The following is a 21,605-nucleotide window of genomic DNA, read 5'->3' on the forward strand; positions in this document are numbered from 1 at the left end:
CAGGCAACCCGGTCGCGCGCGGCGCAGGGTTGGGGTGACTGGGAGATCGCCCGGCAGGACGAGATCGCGGTGCAGGCCGAGGCGCAGGACTGGCTGGCGCAGGCGATGACCGAGCTTTCGCCGGAGCTGCGCGATACGGTGGCCTTGGTGCTGGGCGAAGAGATGACCCAGGCCGAGGCGGGGCTGGTGCTGGGCGTCAGCGAGGGCACCATCGCCTGGCGGATGAGCGAAGTGAAGAAACGCCTGCGGGCCAAGGCAAGGGAGGACGCGAAATGACCGATGATCTTGACGACCTCCGCGCCGCGCTGAAGGCGGCCCCTGCCCCGGATGGCGAGGCGAAGGCGCGGGCGATGCAGTTGGCGATGGAAAATTTCGCCCGTCTGCACGATCCCCTCCAAGGATCGACCGGGGCGCCCCGTTCCAGTGAGGACCGCAGCAAAGCGGCCCCCCTGAACGGAGTACGTCGCATGTTCCATTACCTGACCTCCCGCCCTGCCCTTGCCGCCACCACCTCGGTCGCGGCGCTGATCATCGGTGTCGCGGTGATCCTGCCGGTGGCCGATCTGCGGATCGGGAAACCGACCGTGGTCGAAGCGCCGAAGACCGAGCCCGTCCCGCCGCTGGAGCCGGTTGCGGTGGAGCCGGTGACAACCGAGGCGCAGGCCCCGGAAAAGGAAGCCGTTGCCGCGACGGGTGGCGAGGCAGCCGCCACGGCAGAGGGCACCATCGTGACCGACAGCGCCGCCGGTGCGGCGACGGATGCGGCGGTGGCGAAGCCGAAGATGGCGGTCACGCCCTCGGACGAGTTGGCGCGGGCCGACGATGGCAATGCTGCCGCGACGACCGCCCAGCCCGAGGCTGAAGCCCCGGTGACGATGGCGGAGGAAGCTGCCCCGACAAGCCCGCCGGTCGAAGGTCTGATGATGGATGCCGAACCGCGCCTCAGGGCCGAGGCGAAGATGGAGGGGGACAGCACGTTGTATCTCCCCGCGCCCTCCACCGCGATTGCCGCCGCACCCGACATCATGCCCGCCCCGGTAGAGAACACCGAAGCCTATTCCAACGAAGCCCCGAACCCGGTGAAGATGACGGCGGAGGAGCCGGTCTCGACCTTCTCGATCGACGTGGACACCGCCTCTTACGCCGTGGTGCGGTCCTCGCTGACCGGGGGCTACCTGCCGACGCCGGATCAGGTGCGGGTCGAGGAAATGGTGAACTATTTCCCCTATGCCTATGCGGCACCCGAGGGGGATGCGGCCTTCGCCTCGACCGTCTCGGTGATGCCGACGCCCTGGAACCCCGGCACGCGGCTTGTCACCATCGGCATCCAGGGCGCGCTGCCGGAAGTGACCGCGCGGCCGCCGCTGAACCTGGTGTTCCTGATCGACACCTCGGGGTCGATGGAGGATGCCAACAAGCTGCCGCTGCTGAAACAGTCGCTGTCGCTGATGCTGGCGGAGCTGCGGCCCGAGGATCAGGTGGCCATCGTCACCTATGCGGGCTCGGCTGGTGAAGTGCTGGCGCCGACGCCTGCGAAGGACCGTGACACGATCCTGCGCGCGCTGGAGAACCTGATGGCGGGCGGGTCCACCGCCGGGGCCGAGGGGCTGGAACTGGCCTATCAGGTGGCGGACGGGATGAAGGCCGACGGCGAGGTCACGCGCATCCTGCTGGCCACCGACGGCGACTTCAACGTGGGCGTGTCGGACCCGGACGGGTTGGAGGCCTATGTCGCGAAGAAGCGCGAGACGGGGACCTACCTGTCGGTCCTGGGCTTCGGGCGCGGCAACCTTGACGACGCAGTGATGCAGGCGCTGGCGCAGAACGGGAACGGGACGGCGGCCTATATCGACACGCTTTCCGAGGCGCGGAAGGTGCTGGTCGACCAGTTGACCGGGGCACTGTTCCCCATCGCGGATGACGTGAAGATCCAGGTGGAATGGAACCCGGCCACGGTCGCGGAATACCGGCTGATCGGCTACGAGACCCGGTCGCTGCGGCGCGAGGATTTCAACAACGACAAGGTCGACGCGGGCGAGATCGGCGCCGGGACGCAGGTCACGGCGATCTACGAGGTGACGGCGCCGGGGTCGGATGCCTTGCTGAACGATCCCCTGCGCTATGGTGCGGCCCCGGCCGAGGGGACGGCGGGCGAGCTTGGCTTCCTGCGGCTGCGCTGGAAGGCTCCCGGTGAAGGCCAGTCGACGCTGGTGGAAACCCCGATCACCGGGAAGGAGCCCGCCTCGACCGAAACCCGCTTCGCCGCCGCCATCGCCGGGTTCGGGCAGCTTCTGCAGGGCTCGGTCTACCTGGGCGACTGGGGCTGGGATCAGGCCATCGACCTGGCCGTCCAGAACCGGGGCGAGGACCCGTTCGGCTACCGGATCGAGGCGGTGAACCTGATGCGGCTGGCGCAGAGCCTGTCCCACTGATCACTTGCGCGTGAACCCTGGGCCGGCGCGGGATGAATCCTGCGCCGGCCGCGTCATTCCTGCAAGTGGCCGCTGTGGCCGCCTGCCCGGCTTCCGGCTTGCGAAGCCCGATGGAGACTTCCGATGACCCGTTCCCCGCTCGCCCTGGCGCTTCTGGCGCTGCTTGCCACCCCGTCTCTGGCCGACGTTTCGGCGATCATGGAGAAGGACGGCATGCTGACCGATGCCAACGGCATGACGCTTTACACGTTCGACAAGGACGAGGGCGGCAAGTCCGCCTGCTACGACGACTGCGCGGTGAACTGGCCGCCGCTGATCGCTGCCGCCGATGCCAAGGCCGACGGCGACTACGGCCTGACCGACCGCACCGACGGGACGAAGCAGTGGACCTATGACGGCAAGCCGCTGTACCTGTGGATCAAGGACACCAAACCGGGCGACATGACGGGCGATGGCGTGAAGGGCGTCTGGCATATCGTCAAGTACTGAGCCGAGCGATGCCGTATCTGGACGAGATCGAAGCCGCCATTCCGGGCCTGCGGGCCTTTGCCCGGGCGCTGTCGCGCGACCGCGAGGTGGCGGACGATCTTGTCCAGGACACGCTGGAGGCGGCGCTGGCCCGGCAGGCGCAATGGCGCGGCGACGGGCCGTTGCGCGGCTGGCTGTGCCGCATCCTCTTGAACCGCTTCCGGGACGGGCTGCGCCGACGGCGCCCCGCCCCGGTGGCCCTGGCGCTGATGCCGGACCCGCCCGACCTGTCCGCCGCGCGGAAGGCCGAGGGGCGGCTGGCGCTGGCCGAGGTGCATGCGGCGATGGGACAATTGCCCGAAGACCAGCGGGCGGCGCTGCTGCTGGTGGCGCTGGAGGGGTTGAGCCTGGCCGAGGCGGCCCGCGCGATGGGCTGCGCCGAGGGGACGCTCGCGTCGCGGCTGGCGCGGGCGCGGGCGACGCTAAGGCAGGTGACGGGGCGCGAGGCGGCCAGCCCGCGTCAGGGAAAGGCAGGGGAATGATGCCGGAGGCTTCCCGGATCACTGCGGAAGAGGCGCTGCGTCTGCGGCACGGGTCGGGCGCGGATCAGGCGCGGCTGGCGGTACTGGCGGCCGGGGATGCCGCGCTGGCGGGCGACCTGGCGGAATGGGACCGGCAGGACGCGGCGCTGCGGGCGCTTTATGCTCCGGTCGCGGATGAGCCGGTGCCCGCGCGCTTGACGGAGACGATGGCGGCGGCGCGGGTCGTCCGGCCCGCACCCTCGCCGGTGCTCTGGCGGATCGCCGCGGCGCTGGCGCTGGTGGCGCTGGGGTTCCTCGCCGGATGGTCGGGGGCGCGGATGCTGCAGCCCGCAGGTCCCGCACTGGCAGAGGTGGCGATGGCAAGCTTCGCGACCTATGCGGTCGAGGTGGCGCATCCGGTCGAGGTCGGCGCCGAGGACGAGGCGCATCTGGTGAAATGGCTATCGAAACGCCTTGGCACCCCGATCCGCCCGCCGGACCTGTCGCAGGACGGGTTCCGGTTGATCGGCGGCAGGCTCTTGCCCGGTGACACTTCGCCAGCGGCACTGCTGATGTATGAGGACGAGATGGGGCGCAGGCTGGCGCTGTATCTCACCCGGCGCGAGGGCGCGGAGACCGAGCTGGCCTTCGCCGAAGAGCCGGGGCGGCGGGCCTTCTGGTGGGTGGAGGGCAGCCTGGGCTGCGCGCTGGTCGGCGACCTGCCGCGCGATGCGCTGCGGCGGCTGGCGATCTCGGCCTATCACGGGCTGACCGAGACCTGACGAAAGGGCGCGCCGGTTGCCCGACGCGCCCCTTCTGTCCCGGAGGGGACGGCTCAGTTCACGGTTTCGGCGGTTGCCTCAAGCACCTTGGTCGCGCCGTTGGCATTGGCGATCTCGATCCGGCGGGGCTTCATCGCCTCGGGCACTTCGCGGACGAGGTCGATGTGGAGCATCCCGTGCTCATGCACGGCCCCCGCGACGCGGACATGGTCGGCCAGCGCGAAGCGGCGCTCGAAGGCGCGGGTGGCGATGCCGCGGTGCAGGTAGCTGCGCTCGGTCTCGTCGGCGGCCTTGCGGGCGGTGACGAACAGCGCGCCATCCTTGACCTCGACGCCCAGTTCCTCCGGGGAGAACCCGGCGACGGCGATCGAGATGCGGTAGGCATCCTCGGCGGTCTTCTCGATGTTGTAGGGCGGATAGGTCGGCTGGGCCACATCACTGGTCAGCACCCGGTCCATCAGGTCGGCGATACGGTCGAAGCCGACGGTGGCACGGTAGAGCGGCGCGAAATCAAGGTTGCGCATGGTCATCCTCCTGGAAGCGATGTCAGGGGCCTTCCCTTTGCGGGGGCAAGGCAGGTTTGCCGGGCCCGTCATGGCACCCGGATGACTGTCAGGTAGGAAGCCGGTTTCGGGCTTTCAAGCCCCGCTCAGGGCGAGACGAAGCGCGCCCCGCCGCTGGTCGCCGCCCCGCTCTCGCCCTGCATGACCAGCCGCTTGCCGGGCTTGCCGGGCATTCCCGACGGGGCAAGGCCGACGGAGGCGCCGGGTTTTCCTGCGGCCACGCTCAGCGCCTGGCCCTTGCGCAATGCGGCCTTCAGCCGGTCGACCAGTTCCGGCAATTCCATGCCGAGGGAGATCGTCTTGCCATCTTCGTCCTCGCCCCCGGCCGAGATGATCGAGACGATCTTCGCCCGGTAGCCCTTGCGGTCGAACACCGGCGCACCGGATGACCCGTAGCTGACGTCGCAGTCGAAGGCGATCACCTTGCCCTCGCGCCCGACGACCTTGCACAGCCGTTGCCAGGACAGCGCCTCTTCCCGCCCCTCGGCATAGGAGACGACGCCGACCTCGTCGCCATCGCCCGGCCGGGCGACGGTGAAGGGCGAGATGATCGAGCTTGGGATCGGATCCGCCAGCTGCAACAGGGCCACGTCGCGCTCGACCATCTCGAAGGGCGCGGGGTCCAGATTGCGGTAGGCCGGGTCGGCGATGGTGCGGACGACCGGAACCTCGGCCAGCGAGGCGCCATGCGAGAAGCCCGCCCGGAAGGTGATCGCTGCGGCGTCGACCGGCGTGCCGTCGCGGTTCAGGACGCAATGTGCGGCGGTAAGCACGAGGTCGGCGGCGATCAGCGTGCCGGTGCAGAAGCCGCCGCCTTCCACATCGACGCGTCCCACGGGTTCGAAGCCGCGCAGGTCGTCGCGGCTGTCCAGTTCCGTCAGCCCCGCGTTGTCCTGCGCCGCCGCGGCCCCGGCCAGAAGCAGCAATGCGACGACACCCCCCCCTCATGGCTTGACGAATTTCGCGCCGCTACCATTGCCGCCCGACAACACGCTGACAGCCTTGACGCCCCCCGCGGAACCGACCTTGCTGTCTTCCAGCGCCGCGCGCAGCGCTGGCAGCGGTTCGGCCAGCGGAACCGCGATCGCCACCTTGCGGCCATCGACCTCGGCCTTGGCCGAGATGACCGAGACCACCTTGGCCACACCGTCGCGGAAGGAAAACACCGGCGCGCCCGAGGAACCGAAATCGACGTTGCAGGTCAGGATCAGGGCCTGCCGCTCGCCCGCCAGCACCTCGCAGCCCTCCTGGATGGAAGGCGCCTCTTCCCGGTACTGCGCATAGGAGACGACGCCGACCGGGTCGCCCTCGACCGGGGCCGCGCCGGTCTCGAACGGGGCGAGCGAAGGCAGGCGGATCGGTTGGCTGAGTTCGAGAAGCGCGAGGTCGTCGGTCACCCGCTCCAGCCTGTCCTCGGCGGAAAAGCGATAGTCGGGATGGGCCACGGCCCGGCTGACGCGGCGATAGGCAACTGCGCGGCCATTGCGGAACCCGGCCTGAAACTCGATCTCGTCAGGGTGGATCTGCACGCCCGTCGTCTTGTCATAAAGGCAATGCGCGGCGGTCAGCACCAGCTGCGGCCCGATCAGCGCCCCGGTGCAGAAGCCCTTCTTGCCCAGGATCAGCTTGCCTACCGCATCCCAGCCGCGCGAATCGTCGGCGGTTTCCAGCTTGACCATGCCGTCCTGCGCCCGCGCCGCCCCGCCCAAAGCGAGAAGCGCCAGCAGCAGATGGGGAAACAGGTGACGCATGGAACCCTCTCTCCCGCGCGGGCCTCAGCCTATGGGTCGAGTTTGGCGGATTTGCGGCTGGTCACGCAAGGGCGCGCTGCGGGTCAGCCGATCATGGCGCGCGGCTGTGGCCCGCCGGTCGCCCAGTCTAGAAGCTCGACGGTATGGACGACGGGAATCCCGGTGCCGGAGCCGATCTGCATCATGCAGCCGATGTTGCCTGCGGCGATCACTTGCGGGGATTTCGCCTCCAGCGTCTGCACCTTGCGGCGCTTCAACTCGCCGCTGATCTCGGGCTGCAAGAGGTTGTAGGTCCCCGCTGACCCGCAGCAAAGATGGCTGTCGGCGGGCTCCACCACCTCGAAACCCGCGCGTTTCAGAAGGTCCTTCGGGGCGGATTTGACCTGCTGGCCGTGTTGCAGCGAACAGGCGGCGTGATAGGCGACGCGCAGGCCCTTCGACGCGCCTTGGGGCAGGGTGAGCGTGGTCAGGAGTTCCGAGATGTCCTTGGCGAGGCCGGCAACGGTGGCGGCATCTTCGGCCAGGGGATCGGTGCGGAACATGTAGCCGTAGTCCTTGACCGTTGTGCCGCAGCCGGAGGTGTTGATCACGATGGCATCCAGGCCCCCTGCCCGCTTTTCCGTCATCCAGGCGCGGATGTTGGCGGCGGCGCTGGCATGGGCCAGGTCGTCCTTGCCCATGTGATGCGTCAGCGCCCCGCAGCAGCCTTGCCCTTTCGCGACGACGACCTCGCAGCCGAGGCGGCGGAGCAGGCGGATGGTGGCGTCGTTGATGTCGGTGTCCAGCGCCTTCTGCGCGCAGCCGGTCAGCAGCGCGACGCGCATCCGACGTTCCCCGGTCGCGGGGAAGACCTGCGGGTCGTCGTTGCGGCTGACGGGGGGGATGGTCTTCGGGGCCATCGCCAGCATGGCGCGGAGCCGGGCGTCGGGGATCGCCCGGGCGAAGGGCCTGCCGATCTTTGCGGCAAGCAGCGCAAGCCGGAAGCGGCGGGGATAGGGGATGACGCGCGCCAGAACGGCGCGCAGGAGGCGGTCCGTCAGCGGGCGGCGGTAGGTCTTTTCCACATGCGCGCGGGCGTGGTCGATCAGGTGCATGTAGTGCACCCCGCTTGGGCAGGTGGTCATGCAGGCCAGGCAGGACAGGCAGCGGTCGAGGTGTCTCACCGTCCTTTCGTCCGCCGGGCGGCCCGCTTCCAGCATGTCCTTGATCAGGTAGATGCGGCCCCTCGGGGAATCCAGTTCGTCGCCCAGCACCTGATAGGTCGGGCAGGTCGCGGTGCAGAAGCCGCAATGCACGCAGGAGCGCAGGATCTCGTTGGCGCGCTTGATCCCGGGATCGGCCAGCTGTTCGGGGGTGAAATTCGTCTGCATCAGCCCATCATCCCCCGGTTCAGGATGCCCCTTGGATCGAAGCGCGCTTTCAGCCCGGCGACCAGCGCCTGCACCTCCGGCGCCTCGGGCGGAAAGACCGGGCCGCCCTGCCCCTTGACCAGCGTTGCGTGGCCCCGGCCGGCAACCGCCGCTGCGACCTCGGCCCCGCGTCCGGGATCGAGGAGAAGCCAGACCAGCCCGCCGCCCCAGTCCCAGACCGCCTCGCCGCCCAGCCCGGCGGCGATCCCGGCGGCGGCGGTGGGCAGCGTGGCGATGCGCCAGACCTCGCCCGGCCTGGCCTGCAGGGACACCACGTCCCGGACCGCGCGCCAGAGAGCGGCGGAGGCCTCGCCTTCGACGACCGTCACGTCGCCGCCGATCCGGTCGCGCAACCGTCCCGACCGATAGGCGACCGAGCCTGCCATCCCCTCCACCCGGATCAGGCTCTGCCCCGTGTGCCGTGCGGCGCCCGAGACATCGAAGGGCGACCCCAGCGCCACCCGCAAGGCCGCCAGCCCCGCCGCGTCGTCCAGCCCTTCCACCACCAACGTCGCCTCGGCTTCGGGCAGGGCCTGCACCTTCAGGCTGACCTCGGTCAGCACCCCGAGCACCCCCCGGCTGCCCGCGAAAAGCTTCACCAGGTCATAGCCGGTGACGTTCTTCATCACCCGCCCGCCGTTCTTGATCACCGTGCCCGTGCCATCGACGAAGCGCACACCCAGACAGGCATCGCGGCAGGCCCCCACCTGCACCCGGCGGGGCCCGGAGGCATTCGTCGCCACCACGCCACCGATGGTCGACACCCCCTCTCGGCCCAGAAGCCCGCGCATATCCGGCACCTCGAAGGCCAGCCGCTGCCGTTCGCCGGCCAGCACCGCCTCCACCTCGGCCAGCGGCGTGCCCGCCCGAACCACCAGCGTCAACGCGCCGGGTTCATACAGATCCACGCCCGACAGCCCGCCGGTTTCCAGCACCTTGCCCGTCGCGTGACCCAGAGTCCGCGTGCCGCCGCCACGCAGCAGGAGGGGGCCGGTTGCCCCCGCCACGGCTTCCGCCAGTTCCGCTTCTGTCTCCAGCCGCATGTTTCCTCCCCAAGTCTAAAAATTTTCGCGAAAATTTTTAGACTTGCTCATCCTGTGCGCCGGGCTGCCGAAACCCCCAGCGGGAACACCTTCGCCGGATTCAGAAGCCATTTCGGGTCGAACACATCCTTCACCCGCATCTGCGCCTCCATGTCCTCGGGCGCGAATTGCACCGACATCAGGTCGCGCTTCTCGATGCCCACGCCATGCTCGCCGGTGAGACAGCCGCCGACCTCGACGCAGAGCTTCAGGATCTCCGCCCCGAAGGCCTCGCAGCGTTCCAGATCGCCCGGCTTGTTCGCGTCGAACAGGATCAAGGGGTGCATGTTGCCGTCGCCCGCGTGGAAGACGTTGCCGACGTCGAGGCCGAAATCGCCGCTCATCTCGCCGATGCGTTTCAGGACATGGGGCAGAGACGACACGGGAATCGTCCCGTCAAGGCACATGTAGTCGTTGATCTGCCCCATCGCGCCGAAGGCCGACTTGCGCCCCAGCCAGATGCGCTTCGCCTGATCCTCGTCCGCCGCCTCGCGGAATTCCACCGGGTCATGCGCGAGCGCTATCTGGCGGATGCGGGCGAGTTGTTCGTCGATCTCGGCCTCCGACCCCTCCACCTCAATGATCAGCAGCGCCTCGCAGTCCGGGTAGCCTGCTTTCGCAAAGGCCTCGGTCGCCCGGATGCAGGGTCGGTCCATGAATTCGATGGCCACCGGCAGGATGCCCGCCCGGATGATGTCGGCGACGCAGGCGCCCGCCACTTCGTTCGACTGGAACCCCACCAGCACCGGTCGCGCGCCTTCCGGCTTCGGCAGGATGCGCAAGGTGGCCTCGGTCACCACGCCCAGCTGGCCTTCCGACCCGCAGACGACGCCCAGCAGGTCAAGGCCCGCAGGCTCGCCCCAGGGTCCGCCCAGCGTGACCACGGTGCCGTCCATCTGCACCAGCGTCAGCCCAAGGAGGTTGTTCGTCGTCACCCCGTATTTCAGGCAATGCGCCCCACCCGAGTTCATCGCGATGTTCCCCGCAATGGCGCAGGCGAGCTGGCTGGAGGGGTCGGGGGCGTAGAAGAACCCCTCCGCTTCCACGGCGCCCGAGACGGAGAGGTTGGTCCGCCCCGACTGCACCCGGATGAAGCGGTTGTCGAAATCAGTTTCCAGAACGGCATTCATCCGCGCGACGCCGAGGATCACGCTGTCGGCGGTCGGCATCGCGCCCCCGGCCAGCGAAGTCCCCGATCCGCGCGGCACCACCGGCACGCCCTCTTCCCGGCAGATGCGCAACACCGCGCTGACCTCCCCGGTCGAGCGCGGCAGCACGGCGGCGAGCGGCGGGCAGCGGTAGGCGGTCAGCGCGTCGCATTCGTAGGCGCGCAACTCCTCTGGCGCGTCGATCACCCCGTCCGGGGGCAGGGCGGACCGCAGCCGCGCCACGATCCGGGCTTTGCGGGCGATGACCCCATGATCGGGCGCTGGCATGTCCACTGGCAATCTCCCGATGACTGGTAATAAATTATAACCAATTTCTGATACTGACAAGGCAAAACCCCGGTCCTAGTCTTCCGTCATGACGATGAACCTTGGCACGATCCCCCTGTTCGACCTGGCCATGCTGGCGCTCCTGGTGCTGGCCTGGCTCGGCTCGGGCTGGATCAGCGAGCATCCGCCCCGGTCGCGCCCCTCGGTGTCATGGGCGATGGAGGATTACCGGCGCGACTGGATGCGGACCTTCGTCACCCGCCAGCCGCGCATCTTCGATGCCACGCTGATCGACTCGCTGCGGCAGGGGACCGCCTTCTTCGCCAGCGCCTGCATGATCGCCATCGGCGGCGGGGTGGCGGTGATCGGCAACGCGGCGGCGGTGCAGCGGCTGGCCGAGGAATTGCCCCTGGCCAGCGGCCCCGACGTGGCAGTGAAAATGCTGCCGGTGATCGCCTTCCTGGCCAATGCGCTCTTGAAGTTCGTCTGGGCGCATCGGCTGTTCGGCTATTGCTCGATCCTGATGGCGGCGGTGCCGAACGATCCCGGCGATCCGCTTTCCTTCCACCGCGCCGGACAGGCGGCCGAGATCAACATCACCGCGGCGAAAAGCTTCAACCGGGGACTCTGGTCGATCTACTATGCCCTTGCCGCGCTGGGGTGGCTCTTGGGTCCCTGGGGGCTTCTGGCCGGGACGGCGCTCGCGACCGGCATCCTGCTCCGGCGCGAGTTCGCCAGCCATTCGCGCGAGGTGATCCTGAGCCGCGAACCGTAGCGCCACCTGCGCCGCTCATCGCTTCCTTCGGTCGCTCTTCGCAGGCCGTGGCGAGGACCGACCGCAGGAAGGGACGAGCCCCTGCTCACCCCGCCTTCGCGCCCTTGCGGCCCTCGATCAGCCAGGCGACCACGGCAAGGCCCGCCGCGATCAGCAGCCAGGCCCAGGCGGGCAGGAAGGGGATCACGTTGACGTCGGTGGTGAGGTAGGCCTCGCGCGGGATGATGCCGATCCAGCCGCGGCCCACCGCCACCCGGCCCTCGGCGACAGTGCGGATGTCGGGGTTGCCCGGCTCCAGCCGGGTGACGCCGCCCCGTGTCGCCTCGGCCAGCGGGGCGAGGTCGGCGCCCGAGGCGATGGTCTCGACGAACTCGCGCGGGGTGGCGGGGCCGACGGCGATGACCCGGGTCAACTCGCCCTGATCCAGCCGGTAAAGCCCCAGCATCGGCGCCTTGAACCCGGCCTCATAGCGGCCCGGCGCGGCCTGCGGCATGGCAAGCTCCGTCACCGTGCCGTCGGGGGCGGTGATCTTGACCGGGCCGGGGTCTTCCTCGGCCAAGGTCCGGCGGGTGATGGTCATCGCCTCGCCCTTGACCTCGGCGGTCAGGGTTTCCTCTTCCAGCTCCGGCTCCTTCAGCATCCAGTGCGCGAGGCGGCGGAGAAGCTCCAGCTGCGGCCCGCCACCCTCATAGCCCCGGCCCCAGAGCCAGGACTGGTCCGAGGCGAGCACCGCGACCCGGCCCTGATCGACCCGGTTCAGCACCAGAAGCGGCAGGTCATGCGCACCCGACATCAGCACCTGACCGGCGGTCTGGGTGACCTCGATCTGGCGGAACCAGCGGCCCCAGCCGCCTTCGGGCGCCTCCTTCTCCAGCCCTTCGGTGACGGGATGGCGGCGGCCAAGGTCAGTGATCTTCGGGCGGAAGCCTTCCTCGATCACCTGCGCGGTGGGCGCGACCGGCAGGATTTCCGCCAGCGGTGAGCGGTAGAGGCTGTCCACCGCGCCGAATTCCGGCCCGGCGGCGACCAGCACGGTGCCGCCTTCGCGGACATAGTTCACCACATTCTCGATATAGGACATCGGCAGGATGCCCCGCATCCGGTAGCGGTCGAAGATGATCAGGTCGAATTCCTTGATCTTCTCGACGAACAGCTCCCGCGTCGGGAAGGCGATGAGGGAGAGTTCATCGACCGGCACCCCGTCCTGCTTTTCCGGCGGTCGCAGGATGGTGAAATGCACCAGATCCACCGCCGCGTCGGATTTCAGCAGGTTGCGCCAGACCCGTTCGCCGGCATGGGGCTCGCCCGAAACCAGCAGCACCCGCAGCCGGTCGCGCACCCCGTTGATCTGCACCGCCAGCGCATTGTTGCGGTCGGTGATCTCTCCGCCCACCGGCGCGACCGAGAATTGCAGCACGTTCGCCCCGCCATGCGGCAGGGTGACGGGCAGTTCGAGATCCTGATTCAGCGCGACGGTGTAGGTGACCGGCTCCTCGGTGTCGATCGAGATGGTCAGGTCGACCTCGGGGCCAAGGTCGGGCGGCAGGCCGATATCCTCGACCTTGAGGTCCAGCTTGAACTCCTCGCCGATGATGGCGAAGGCCGGGGCGTTCTTCACCACGATGCGGCGGTCCCAGTCGGCCTGTTTCCCCGTCAGCAGCACCTGCAGCGGCGCGGGCAGGTTGGGGACGACGCCAAGGTCATGCACCCGGCCATCCGTGATCAGGATCGCGCCCGCCACCCGCGCGCGGGGTTCCTCGGCCAAGGCTTCGGACAAGGCGGTCAGGGCCAGCGTGCCCGCATCCTCCTCACCGTCGCCGACATGGTGGATGCGCAGTTCCGTGTTCGGCATCTGCGCGATTTCGGCCTGCACGGCGGCCACGGCGGCCTCGGTCTGGGCCTTGCGGTCGCCAAGCGACTGGCTGGCGCTGTCGTCCACCACAAGGATCACGATGTCCGAAAGGTTCTGCCGTTCCTCCTCCTGCAAGGCCGGGTTCGCCAGCGCCAGCACCAGCGCCGACAGGGCAAGCGCCCGCAGCCACCAGCCCGAAAGGCCCCGCCACAGAGCCAGCGCCACCAGCACCACGGCGGCTCCGGCAAGGGCATAGACCAGCCACCAGCCGACCAGCGGGGCGAAGACGAGCGAGGCGCTCATTGCCCCAGCCTTTCCAGAAGTGCCGGCACATGGACCTGGTCGGATTTGTAGTTGCCGGTCAGCACATGCATGATCAGGTTGATCCCGAAGCGATAGGCGATCTCGCGTTGCTGTTCGCCCGCATAGCCGCGCCCGATGGGGACCAGCGGAATGCCGTTGTCATCCGTCGCCCAGGCCGAAGCCCAGTCGTTGCCGCCGATCACCACCGGGGTCACCCCGTCGTTGAGGTTGCGGAACGGCATCCCCTCGGCCGCTTCCGCCGCCGCATTCGGGGCGGCTTCCACCCAGACCTGCCCGCCCTGATAGCGACCGGGAAAATCCTGCAGCAGGTAGAAGGTCCGGGTCAGCACATGGTCGGGAGGCATCGGCTCCAAGGGTGGGATGTCGAGGCCCTGGGCGATCAGTTGCAGGGCCTGCCCCTCGGGCGTGGTGCCGCCACCGAAACCGGTCAGGTCGGCATCGCGGGTGTCGAACAGGATCATCCCCCCGGTCTGCAGATACTGGTTCAGCCTGGCATAGGCCGCATCCGAGGGTTGCTTCGCCCCCGCCGTCACCGGCCAGTAGAGGAAGGGGAAGAAGGCCAGCTCGTCCTTCTCGATGTCCACCGCCATCGGCATCATCGGCTCGACCGAGGTGCGCTGCCAGAGCTTGTCGGACAGGCCCAGAAGCCCCGCGCGGGAGAGTTCGTCGATCTTCGGGTCACCAGTCACGACATAGCCGAGGACCACCGCCGTCGTCGCCTGGATCGCGAAGTCGTCGCCGGGTTTCGGGGCTTCGTCCTGCGCCAGCGCGCCCCTTGGGGTTGCCGCCACCAGCACCACCGCCAGCAGCGCCGCCCCGCGCGCCAATCCGCGCAAGCGGCCCGCAAGCCAGAGCGCCGCCAGCACGTCGAGGAGGAGGAGCACGGTGGCGAAGGTCAGGAACGGACCCTTCAAGGCCTGCACCGCCCGCGCCTCCAGCCGGTCGACCGGCACGCTGGCGGGCCAGGCGGCGGGTTCCAGTGTCGTCTCGGTCCCCACCGCGTTCAGCGCGACGCGGCGGTCGGACCCGGCGTAGAGGCCCGGCGGATGGTCGGCCGACGGCCCCGCCGCCACCGCCTTGGCCAGCGCCTCGCCCTCAACCCCCGGCAGATCGCCCGCGTCGGAGGTCTGGCCGAAGGCATCCAGCACCACTTCCGGCACCCAGGTCTGCCCGGCAAGGTCTGCCGTTCCCGGCGCCGCCGACTTGGTCGAGATCGCCAGACGCTCCAGCATCTGCACGAAAAGGCCCGAGAGCGGCAGCGAGGACCATTCGGCATTCGCCGTCACATGCACCAGCACGATCTGCCCCGCCCCCACCACCTTGCGGGTCATCAGCGGCGTGCCGTCGTCCAGCGCGGCGATGGTGCGTTCGGCGAGATCGGGGTCGGGCTGCGCCAGCACCTGTTCACGCACCACCACGTCCGGGGGCGCGGTCAGGCCGAAGAAGGGCGAGCCTTCCGGGAAGGGCGCCAGCGCTTTCGGCTGCCCCCAGCTCATCGCGCCGCCGACCGTCCGCCCCCCCTCGCGCAGGCGGACCGGCATCAGCGGGTCCTCCTCGGCACGGGAGATGTCGCTGGCGGCCAGCACCGGCCCGGCGAAGCGCAACAGAAGGCCGCCCTTCTCCACCCATTCCAGCGTGGCCTTGCGTTCGGCATCGGTCACATCGGCCACATCGGCCAGAATCACCACGTCGGGGTTGGCCTTCAGCGTATCGGTCAGGTTGCCCTCGATCAGGTCGGCGGTGGGCGCCAAGGCCTGCCGAAGGTAGTGCAGCGGCGAGAGAAGCTGCAGCGTCTCCTGATCCGCCCCGGCCTTGATCAGCGCGATCTTGCGGCGCTTCAGGCTGTCGTCGGTCAGGCTGACCGCCCCGGCGCTGCGGGTGCCTTGCAGCACGAAACGGGTCACGCGGTTGCGCAGTTCCGGCGGCAAGTCGATGGCGGCTTCCGCCGTGGCGGCCCCGCTGGCGAAGTCCAGCGTCACCCGGCCCAGGTCGCGCTCGATCCCCGCCGGGTCGGGGCCATGTGCGATCACGTCGACCGAGGCCGCCTCGCCCGCAGGCACGCGACTGGCGCGCAGCATGATCTTGCCCTCCTCGAAGGCGGCGGGGTGCAACCCGTAGACCGGGCGCGGGGTCTCGATCACCCGCAGGTCGCCCTTCGCGCGCAAGGCCGCCAGAAGCTCGGCCCGGCCCGGATGGTCCAGCCCGTCGGACAGCCAGATGGTCTGGAACCCGCCTTCCGGCAGCGCCTTGGCCCAATCGGCCAGCGCCCTGGGTGCCCAGGCCTGCGGTTGCAGCCCGGCGGCGCGGCCCGCCCAGGCCTCGGCGGTCTGGAAGGCGACGGTGTCCGGCGCGTCGGTCAGGCGGACGACGGCAACGGTGCGGCCTGCGGCCCCTGCCTCGCCCACCAGCGCCTCGACCTTGGCCACGCGCTGCGGCCAGTCGCGGGCATCGGCCCAGCCGCCATCGACGGCGATGAGCAAGGGCCCGGTCCCCGGCGCACGGGTATCGGGGTTCAGGATCGGCCCGGCGAAGCCCAGGATCACCGCCCCCACCGCCAAGGTGCGCAGCAGCAGGAGCCACCAGGGCGTCTTGTCGGTCTCGGCCTCTTCGTCCTTCAGGCCCAGCAGCAGCGCCACACCGGGAAATCGCCGCCGGATCGGCGCGGGCGGCACGGCGCGCAGGAGGAGCCACAGGATCGGCAGCACGATCAGCGCGACCAAAAGCCAGGGGGCGGTGAAGCCGAGGGGGCCAAGGGTGAACATCTACCGCCCGCCCTCCAGCGCCAGATAGGTCCAGAGCAGCGCCGATTGCGCAGGCGCGCCGGTGTGATGGGTGGTGAAATGCCAGCCGACCGCGCGGGCCAGATGTGCGAGGCGGTCCTTCCGTTCGGCCAGCCGCGCCAGGTAACGTGTCCGCAGGTCGCCCGCGCGCTGGGTCTCATGCCGCAGCGTGCCGCCCATCGATTCGAAGATCGTGCGGCCGTCGAAAGGGAACTCCTCTTCCGCCGGGTCGAGCACCTGGATCAGCGCGCCCTTCACCCCCCGGTCGGCGGCGCGGGCCAGGCCTGCCTCGATGCCCGAAAGGTCGCCGAGGAAATCCGACAGGAAGACGCCGCGCCCGTGGCTGACCATGCCTTCGGTGACGGGGGCGCCATAGTCCTCGCCCGCCTCCTCGCCCGAAAGCCGTGCCGCCAGCCGCAGAAGCTGCGCCCGACCGGCCCTTGGCGCAGCGAGGCCCGCCAGCCCCACCCGTTCGCCGCCCCGGAGCAGCAGGACCGCCAGCGCGAGGCCCAGAAGCTTGGCCCGGTCCGCCTTGGGCGCGCGGGACCTGTCGCCGGTGAAGGTCATCGACTTCGCCGGATCGACCCAGATCGTCACCGACTGCGCCGCCTGCCATTCGCGTTCGCGGACGAAATGGGCGTCCGACCGGGCACTGCGCCGCCAGTCGATCATCCGCGCCGAATCGCCCTGATGCGCCGGGCGGTATTGCCAGAACTCGTCCCCCAAGCCCGCGCGCCGCCGCCCGTGTTCGCCCATCATCACCGTCGAGGCGAGCATCTCGGCCTCGGCCAGAAGGGGCGGCAGGGTCTGCCCCAGCGCTTCCGCGCGGCTGCGCAGGTCGCTGTTCGAGGCCTGGGGGGCTGTGGTCACGCCATCCTCCTCAGGGGTCGTGCATTGGGACTGCAAGCCGTGCGTCCGAAACTTCCCGCAGGAGGTTTCCCATGTATAACAAGCAGCTCGATCTTCTTCGTGACTATCTTCGGAACGCACTCTTGCGCGATGGTGTCCGAGGACAACCCGCATTCGAAATCTATTGCGCTTCGAACGGGATTGACCCACGCATCGACTGCGAAGAGACGGAGGCCATCAGACGCCTCTTCTCTGAGAACTGGGGCGGGTGATCTCGTCACGCCGCCGCCTCAAGCTTCAGCACCCGGGTCGTCACCCGGGCGATGATCCCGGCCAGCGTCTCGCCCCGCGCCCTTGCGGCAAAGCTGAGCGCCATCCGATGCACCAGCACCGACTGCGCAAGGTCGGCCACGTCCGAGATCGACGGGGCCAGCCGCCCCTCCAGCAGCGCCTTGGCCCGCACCATCAGCATCAGCGCCTGCGCCGCACGCGGCCCCGGCCCCCAGGACAGCGCATCCGCCAGATCGCGGCCCTCGGGTTCCCCCGGACGGCAGGCGCGGACGAGGTCGAGGATCGCCTCCACCACCTGCTCGCCCACCGGCATCCGGCGGATCACCGACTGCGCGTCGATCAGGCCTTGCGCGGTGAAGACCTGATGCGCCTCGGCCTCCTCGGCCCCAGTCGTCGCGATCAGGATGTCGCGTTCGGTCTGGCGGGTCGGGTAGTCCACATCGACCTGCACGAGGAAGCGGTCAAGCTGCGCCTCGGGCAGGGGATAGGTGCCCTCCTGCTCGATCGGGTTCTGCGTCGCAAGCACATGGAAAGGCCGACCCAAAGGGCGGTGCTGGCCCGCGATGGTCACTTCCTTCTCCTGCATCGCCTGCAACAGCGCCGACTGCGTGCGCGGCGAGGCCCGGTTGATCTCGTCCGCCATCAGAAGCTGGCAGAAGATCGGCCCTTCGACGAAGCGGAAGGCGCGACCCCCGTCGACCGAAGTTTCCAGCACTTCCGAGCCGAGGATATCGGCGGGCATCAGGTCGGGCGTGAACTGCACCCGGTTGGCCTTCAGTCCCATCACCGTGCCCAAAGTGTCCACCAGCCGGGTTTTCCCCAGCCCCGGAAGCCCCACCAGAAGCGCATGCCCACCACACAGCATCGAGGCGAGGACGAGGTCCACCACCTTTTCCTGACCGATGAAGCGGCGGTTGATCGAGGCCTTCGCCTGCCCCAGCGTGGCGCCCAGCGCCTCGATTTCCGCGACCAGCGCCTTGGTGTCGGCCATGCCTCATGCTCCCTTCAGGGTCCGTTCCCGCCAGTAAATCGAACTATCCCGGCGGGCACAAATGGCAAAAGGCGACTTGACACAAATGATCGTGAGAGGGGCGTCAGGGCGGGGACCAAAAGCCTTCGAAGGCTTTTTCAAATCTTTTCGAAAAGATTTGCCCTTCGCCCCGGCCGGAACCCCCGGTTGCACCCGCGCCGAAGCCCGCTACATTTCCCCCATGACCAAACCCAATGCCGATACGCTCGCCGCCGCCGCCAAGGCCGCCGGACAGAAGGGCCCTCCCCCGGTCCATCTGTGGAACCCGCCCTTCTGCGGCGATCTCGACATGCGCATCGCCCGGGACGGGACCTGGTTCTACCTCGGCACCCCGATCGGCCGCGCGCCGCTGGTCAAGCTCTTCTCCTCGATCCTGAAGCGCGAGGGCGACGCTTACTTCCTCGTCACCCCGGTCGAGAAGGTGGGGATCAGGGTCGACGACGCCCCCCTCCTCGCCGTGGACTTCGACGCAACCGGCGCGGGGACCGGCCAGACCCTCACCTTCACCACGAAGACCGAGGATACGGCCACCCTTGGCCCCGACCATCCGCTGCGGGTGGAGCGCGACGCGGAAACGGGCGAGCCCTCGCCCTATGTGCTGATCCGCCGCAATCTCTGGGCGCTGATCGACCGGAAATCCTTCTACCGGCTGATTGATCTGGGTTGCCATCACGACCACGACGGGCATAAGTGGTTCGGACTCTGGTCCTCGGGGCAGTTCTTCCCGGTCATCCCCTCGTCGGAATTGCCCTGATCTGACATGCCCCGCTTCGCCGCCAACCTGACCTATCTCTTCACCGAGGTCCCTGTGCTTGACCGCCCCGACTGGGCGGCGCGCTGCGGTTTCGACGGGGTCGAGGTGCTGTTCCCCTATGATCATCCGATGGCCGAGTGGGAGCGCGCGCTGAACGGCCTGCCGCTTGCCCTGATCAACACCCCCCCCGGCGACTGGGCTTCCGGCGACCGGGGCTTCGCCGCCGTGCCGGGGATGGAGTTGCGCTTCCGCGACAGCTTTCTGCGTGCCGCCGAATATGCGGCCCGGCTGGGTGCTGCGCGGGTGCACGTGATGGCGGGCGTCGCCAAGGGCCCGCAGGCGGAACAGTGCTATGTCGAGAACCTGACCTGGGCGCTGGCCGAGGCGCCGGACCTTTCGCTGACACTGGAGCCGCTGAACCCCGACGACATGCCAGGCTATTTCCTGAACGACTACGACCAGGCCGCGCGTATCCTGGACGATGTCGCCAGCCCGCGTATCGGCTTGCAGTTCGACATCTGGCACGCCGCCCGTCTGCACGGCGATGCCGGGCTGGTGTGGCAGGACCACCAGAGCCGGATCAACCATGTCCAGATCGCCGGCTTCCCGGCGCGGAACGAACCGGGCGGCGGCGGCTTCTCGCTGCCCGACCTCTGCGATGCCATCGACACGCATTGCCCCCATGTCTGGATTTCCGGCGAATACCGCCCGGCGAAGGGCACGGCGCAGGGCCTCGGCTGGCTGGCTGCGCTGAAATCGCGCGGAGCGCTGATCGGGGGGTAGGCCGATCCCGCCGCCATTCCCCTTGTGCCCCGCCCCCCTCGCCCGCTAAAAGGCGATGCGGACAAGACAGGACCCAAGCCCATGCCCATCGACGCCCCCGAGACCCAGACCGTCACCAGCTGGAAAGTGGCCTGCGACGGCGGCGAGGGCGCGCTCGGGCACCCCCGCGTCTGGCTGAGCATCCCGCTGGAAACCGGCTGGGTCGACTGCGGCTACTGCGACAAGCGCTACGTCATCGACCGCGACCACGCCCACGACGATCACTGACGCGGGCGCGGCGGCGGCTTCACGCCTTCGCTCCCGGCGTTCTGGAACATCTTCGCTCCGATCCCGTTCTCACTGCAGGACCTCGGCTCATCCGGCCTTTCCGGCTGGCTGCGACGAGGTCGATCTAAGTGGAACCGCAACCGGAGATCACCGATGAAACTCTACGCACCCCTCTTCGCCGTCCTTCTGGCGGCCCCTGCCCTTGCCCAGACCGAAGCCGACGGCAATGCCGGCAACGCGATCGACAGCGAAGGCCTGTCCAGCCGCTCGGGCGCGGCCTTCTACAGCGATGACGGCTACGTCACGCTGCGCAGCGCCGAAGAAGCCAAGGCCGGCTGGTCTTCGCTGACCCCCGAGGACCAGCAGGCGCTGCGCGACCAATGCGCGAACCTGCCGACCGAAGGCGCGCAGACGGCCGAGAACACCGCGCCCGCCGACACCACCTCGACCCCCTCGCCGCAGCCCACCGAAGGCGCGCAGACCGAGGAAACCACCGCTCCGGCAGATACCACCTCGACCCCTTCGCCGCAGCCGACCGAGGGGGCAGAGACAGCCGAGAACTCGACCCCGATGGCGACCAACTTCGTCGCCGACCCGGTCCGCCTGCGGGCCGTCTGCGACATGATCGGCGGGTTCTGACACCAGCCCGATGTCATGATGAGGGGCGGTGCCGAGAGGTGCCGCCCTTTCTGCCGCGTGACCCACCCGTCGCATCCGGGCCGCCGCACCTTGCGGGTGGCCTTCAGCCCGTGCCAGCATCGGACCGATCTGCCCATCGGACCCGCCCATGCGCCGCGCCCTTCGTCTTGCCCTCCTGACACTGGCCCTGCCCGTCCTCTACCTCTTGGCCTCGGTCCTTTTACCGCTGATCCCCGGCCCGGGGCCCGACCTCTCCGGCCCTCCCGCCCATACCATTGGCCTCCTGCAAGGCCCGATTCACACCGACATCCTCTTCCCCCTCACGCCAGAGACCCGCGCCCGCTTCGCCTTTGCCGAAGCCGCTGGCGTCCCCCTGAACCATCCCGACGCCCGGTGGCTGCTCCTCGGCCGGGGCTCCTCCGCCTTCTACACCACGGCAGGCACCTATGCCGACATCACCGCCGGGGCCGTCCTGACCGCCGCGACCGGCGACGATGCCGTGATCCGGCTCGACGCGCTCGGCCCCCTGCCGCCCCTGGAAAACCTGCGCTTCCTCCGGCTCTCCGAGGCGCAGTTCCAGGCGCTTCTGGCGCAAGCCACCGCCGCCTTCGCCAGCGAAACGAAGCTGGACCACCCCGGCTTCACCGGCACCGACGCCTTCTTCCCCGCCCACGGCCATTTCAGCGCGCTGCGCACCTGCAACGTCTGGCTCGGCGAAACCCTGCGTGCCGCGGGCATCCGCTTCGGCCTCTGGACCCCCGCCAACTGGTCCGTCGCCCTGTCGCTCGACTACCTCACCGGCCAAAGCGGGTAGCCC

General features: G+C 69.2%; 21 protein-coding genes. 11 read left to right on the plus strand and 10 right to left on the minus strand.

Features of this window, described 5'->3' with window-relative positions:
* From ACE3P6_RS01685 to ACE3P6_RS01705, 5 genes are all read left to right on the plus strand, one after another.
* The coding region (locus tag ACE3P6_RS01685; RefSeq protein ID WP_374391234.1) for an RNA polymerase sigma factor at positions 1 to 276 on the plus strand (276 nt) is incomplete at its 5' end.
* The gene (locus ACE3P6_RS01690; protein WP_374391235.1) at positions 273 to 2,432 is read left to right on the plus strand and encodes a von Willebrand factor type A domain-containing protein; all 2,160 of its coding nucleotides are present in this window, start codon (positions 273 to 275) and stop codon (positions 2,430 to 2,432) included. The genes ACE3P6_RS01685 and ACE3P6_RS01690, both read left to right, overlap by 4 nt.
* A 123-nt stretch (positions 2,433 to 2,555) precedes the next feature.
* Positions 2,556 to 2,921 carry a hypothetical protein gene (locus ACE3P6_RS01695; RefSeq protein ID WP_374373857.1) on the plus strand — a complete coding sequence of 122 codons (366 nt, stop codon included), beginning with the start codon at positions 2,556 to 2,558 and terminating at the stop codon, positions 2,919 to 2,921.
* Positions 2,922 to 2,929: 8 nt separating this feature from the next.
* The gene (locus ACE3P6_RS01700; RefSeq protein WP_374391236.1) at positions 2,930 to 3,442 is read left to right on the plus strand and encodes a sigma-70 family RNA polymerase sigma factor; all 513 of its coding nucleotides are present in this window, start codon (positions 2,930 to 2,932) and stop codon (positions 3,440 to 3,442) included.
* Complete coding sequence (locus ACE3P6_RS01705; protein WP_374391237.1) at positions 3,442 to 4,203, plus strand: anti-sigma factor; 762 nt, start codon at positions 3,442 to 3,444, stop codon at positions 4,201 to 4,203. The genes ACE3P6_RS01700 and ACE3P6_RS01705 overlap by 1 nt, the downstream gene beginning before the upstream one ends.
* A gap of 53 nt (positions 4,204 to 4,256) precedes the next feature.
* Here the strand turns inward: ACE3P6_RS01705 and ACE3P6_RS01710 are convergent, their stop codons facing one another.
* From ACE3P6_RS01710 to ACE3P6_RS01735, 6 genes are all read right to left on the minus strand, one after another.
* Positions 4,257 to 4,727, minus strand: a complete 471-nt coding sequence (locus tag ACE3P6_RS01710; protein ID WP_374391238.1) for an Hsp20 family protein — start codon at positions 4,725 to 4,727, stop codon at positions 4,257 to 4,259.
* 125 nt (positions 4,728 to 4,852) lie between these two features.
* On the minus strand, positions 4,853 to 5,692 hold the full coding sequence (locus ACE3P6_RS01715; protein WP_374391239.1) for a serine protease: 840 nt from the start codon (positions 5,690 to 5,692) through the stop codon (positions 4,853 to 4,855).
* 18 nt (positions 5,693 to 5,710) lie between these two features.
* Positions 5,711 to 6,517, minus strand: a complete 807-nt coding sequence (locus tag ACE3P6_RS01720; protein ID WP_374373865.1) for a serine protease — start codon at positions 6,515 to 6,517, stop codon at positions 5,711 to 5,713.
* Between the two features lie 83 nt (positions 6,518 to 6,600).
* Positions 6,601 to 7,887, minus strand: coding sequence for a glycolate oxidase subunit GlcF (glcF, locus tag ACE3P6_RS01725; protein WP_374391240.1), 1,287 nt, complete (start codon positions 7,885 to 7,887; stop codon positions 6,601 to 6,603).
* Entirely contained in the window at positions 7,887 to 8,969 is a 1,083-nt protein-coding gene (locus ACE3P6_RS01730; protein WP_374391241.1) for an FAD-binding protein, read from the minus strand. The genes glcF and ACE3P6_RS01730 overlap by 1 nt, the downstream gene beginning before the upstream one ends.
* 47 nt (positions 8,970 to 9,016) lie before the next feature.
* Positions 9,017 to 10,450, minus strand: a complete 1,434-nt coding sequence (locus ACE3P6_RS01735; protein WP_374391242.1) for an FAD-linked oxidase C-terminal domain-containing protein — start codon at positions 10,448 to 10,450, stop codon at positions 9,017 to 9,019.
* 82 nt (positions 10,451 to 10,532) lie between these two features.
* Here ACE3P6_RS01735 and ACE3P6_RS01740 point away from each other — a divergent pair, with 82 nt between their 5' ends.
* The gene (locus ACE3P6_RS01740; protein ID WP_374391243.1) at positions 10,533 to 11,219 is read left to right on the plus strand and encodes a DUF599 domain-containing protein; all 687 of its coding nucleotides are present in this window, start codon (positions 10,533 to 10,535) and stop codon (positions 11,217 to 11,219) included.
* An 85-nt stretch (positions 11,220 to 11,304) separates the two neighbouring features.
* On the opposite strand, the gene ACE3P6_RS01745 is transcribed toward ACE3P6_RS01740, so the two are convergent.
* The 4 genes from ACE3P6_RS01745 to ACE3P6_RS01760 form a co-directional block, all read right to left on the minus strand.
* Positions 11,305 to 13,374 carry a hypothetical protein gene (locus ACE3P6_RS01745; RefSeq protein WP_374391244.1) on the minus strand — a complete coding sequence of 690 codons (2,070 nt, stop codon included), beginning with the start codon at positions 13,372 to 13,374 and terminating at the stop codon, positions 11,305 to 11,307.
* Positions 13,371 to 16,157 carry a DUF4159 domain-containing protein gene (locus ACE3P6_RS01750; protein ID WP_374391245.1) on the minus strand — a complete coding sequence of 929 codons (2,787 nt, stop codon included), beginning with the start codon at positions 16,155 to 16,157 and terminating at the stop codon, positions 13,371 to 13,373. Before ACE3P6_RS01750 ends, ACE3P6_RS01745 begins: the two co-directional genes overlap by 4 nt.
* On the minus strand, positions 16,158 to 17,045 hold the full coding sequence (locus ACE3P6_RS01755) for a DUF58 domain-containing protein (protein ID WP_374391246.1): 888 nt from the start codon (positions 17,043 to 17,045) through the stop codon (positions 16,158 to 16,160).
* Between the two features lie 256 nt (positions 17,046 to 17,301).
* The gene (locus ACE3P6_RS01760) at positions 17,302 to 18,306 is read right to left on the minus strand and encodes an AAA family ATPase (protein WP_374391247.1); all 1,005 of its coding nucleotides are present in this window, start codon (positions 18,304 to 18,306) and stop codon (positions 17,302 to 17,304) included.
* A gap of 220 nt (positions 18,307 to 18,526) precedes the next feature.
* Here ACE3P6_RS01760 and ACE3P6_RS01765 point away from each other — a divergent pair, with 220 nt between their 5' ends.
* The 5 genes from ACE3P6_RS01765 (at position 18,527) to ACE3P6_RS01785 (ending at position 21,602) form a co-directional block, all read left to right on the plus strand.
* A complete protein-coding gene (locus tag ACE3P6_RS01765) occupies positions 18,527 to 19,099 on the plus strand; it encodes a DUF1285 domain-containing protein (protein ID WP_374391248.1) in 573 nt (190 codons plus the stop codon).
* Between the two features lie 6 nt (positions 19,100 to 19,105).
* Positions 19,106 to 19,882 carry a hydroxypyruvate isomerase family protein gene (locus ACE3P6_RS01770; protein ID WP_374391249.1) on the plus strand — a complete coding sequence of 259 codons (777 nt, stop codon included), beginning with the start codon at positions 19,106 to 19,108 and terminating at the stop codon, positions 19,880 to 19,882.
* Positions 19,883 to 19,963: 81 nt separating this feature from the next.
* Entirely contained in the window at positions 19,964 to 20,149 is a 186-nt protein-coding gene (locus ACE3P6_RS01775; protein ID WP_374375065.1) for a zinc-finger domain-containing protein, read from the plus strand.
* Between the two features lie 153 nt (positions 20,150 to 20,302).
* Positions 20,303 to 20,788 (plus strand): hypothetical protein, encoded by a 486-nt coding sequence (locus ACE3P6_RS01780; protein ID WP_374391250.1) that lies wholly within the window; start codon positions 20,303 to 20,305, stop codon positions 20,786 to 20,788.
* Positions 20,789 to 20,936: 148 nt separating this feature from the next.
* Complete coding sequence (locus ACE3P6_RS01785) at positions 20,937 to 21,602, plus strand: DUF2459 domain-containing protein (protein WP_374391251.1); 666 nt, start codon at positions 20,937 to 20,939, stop codon at positions 21,600 to 21,602.
* The last annotated feature ends 3 nt before the right edge of the window (positions 21,603 to 21,605 follow it).

Origin of the sequence: Tabrizicola sp., from assembly GCF_041911175.1 — a bacterium.
GTDB lineage: Bacteria > Pseudomonadota > Alphaproteobacteria > Rhodobacterales > Rhodobacteraceae > Tabrizicola.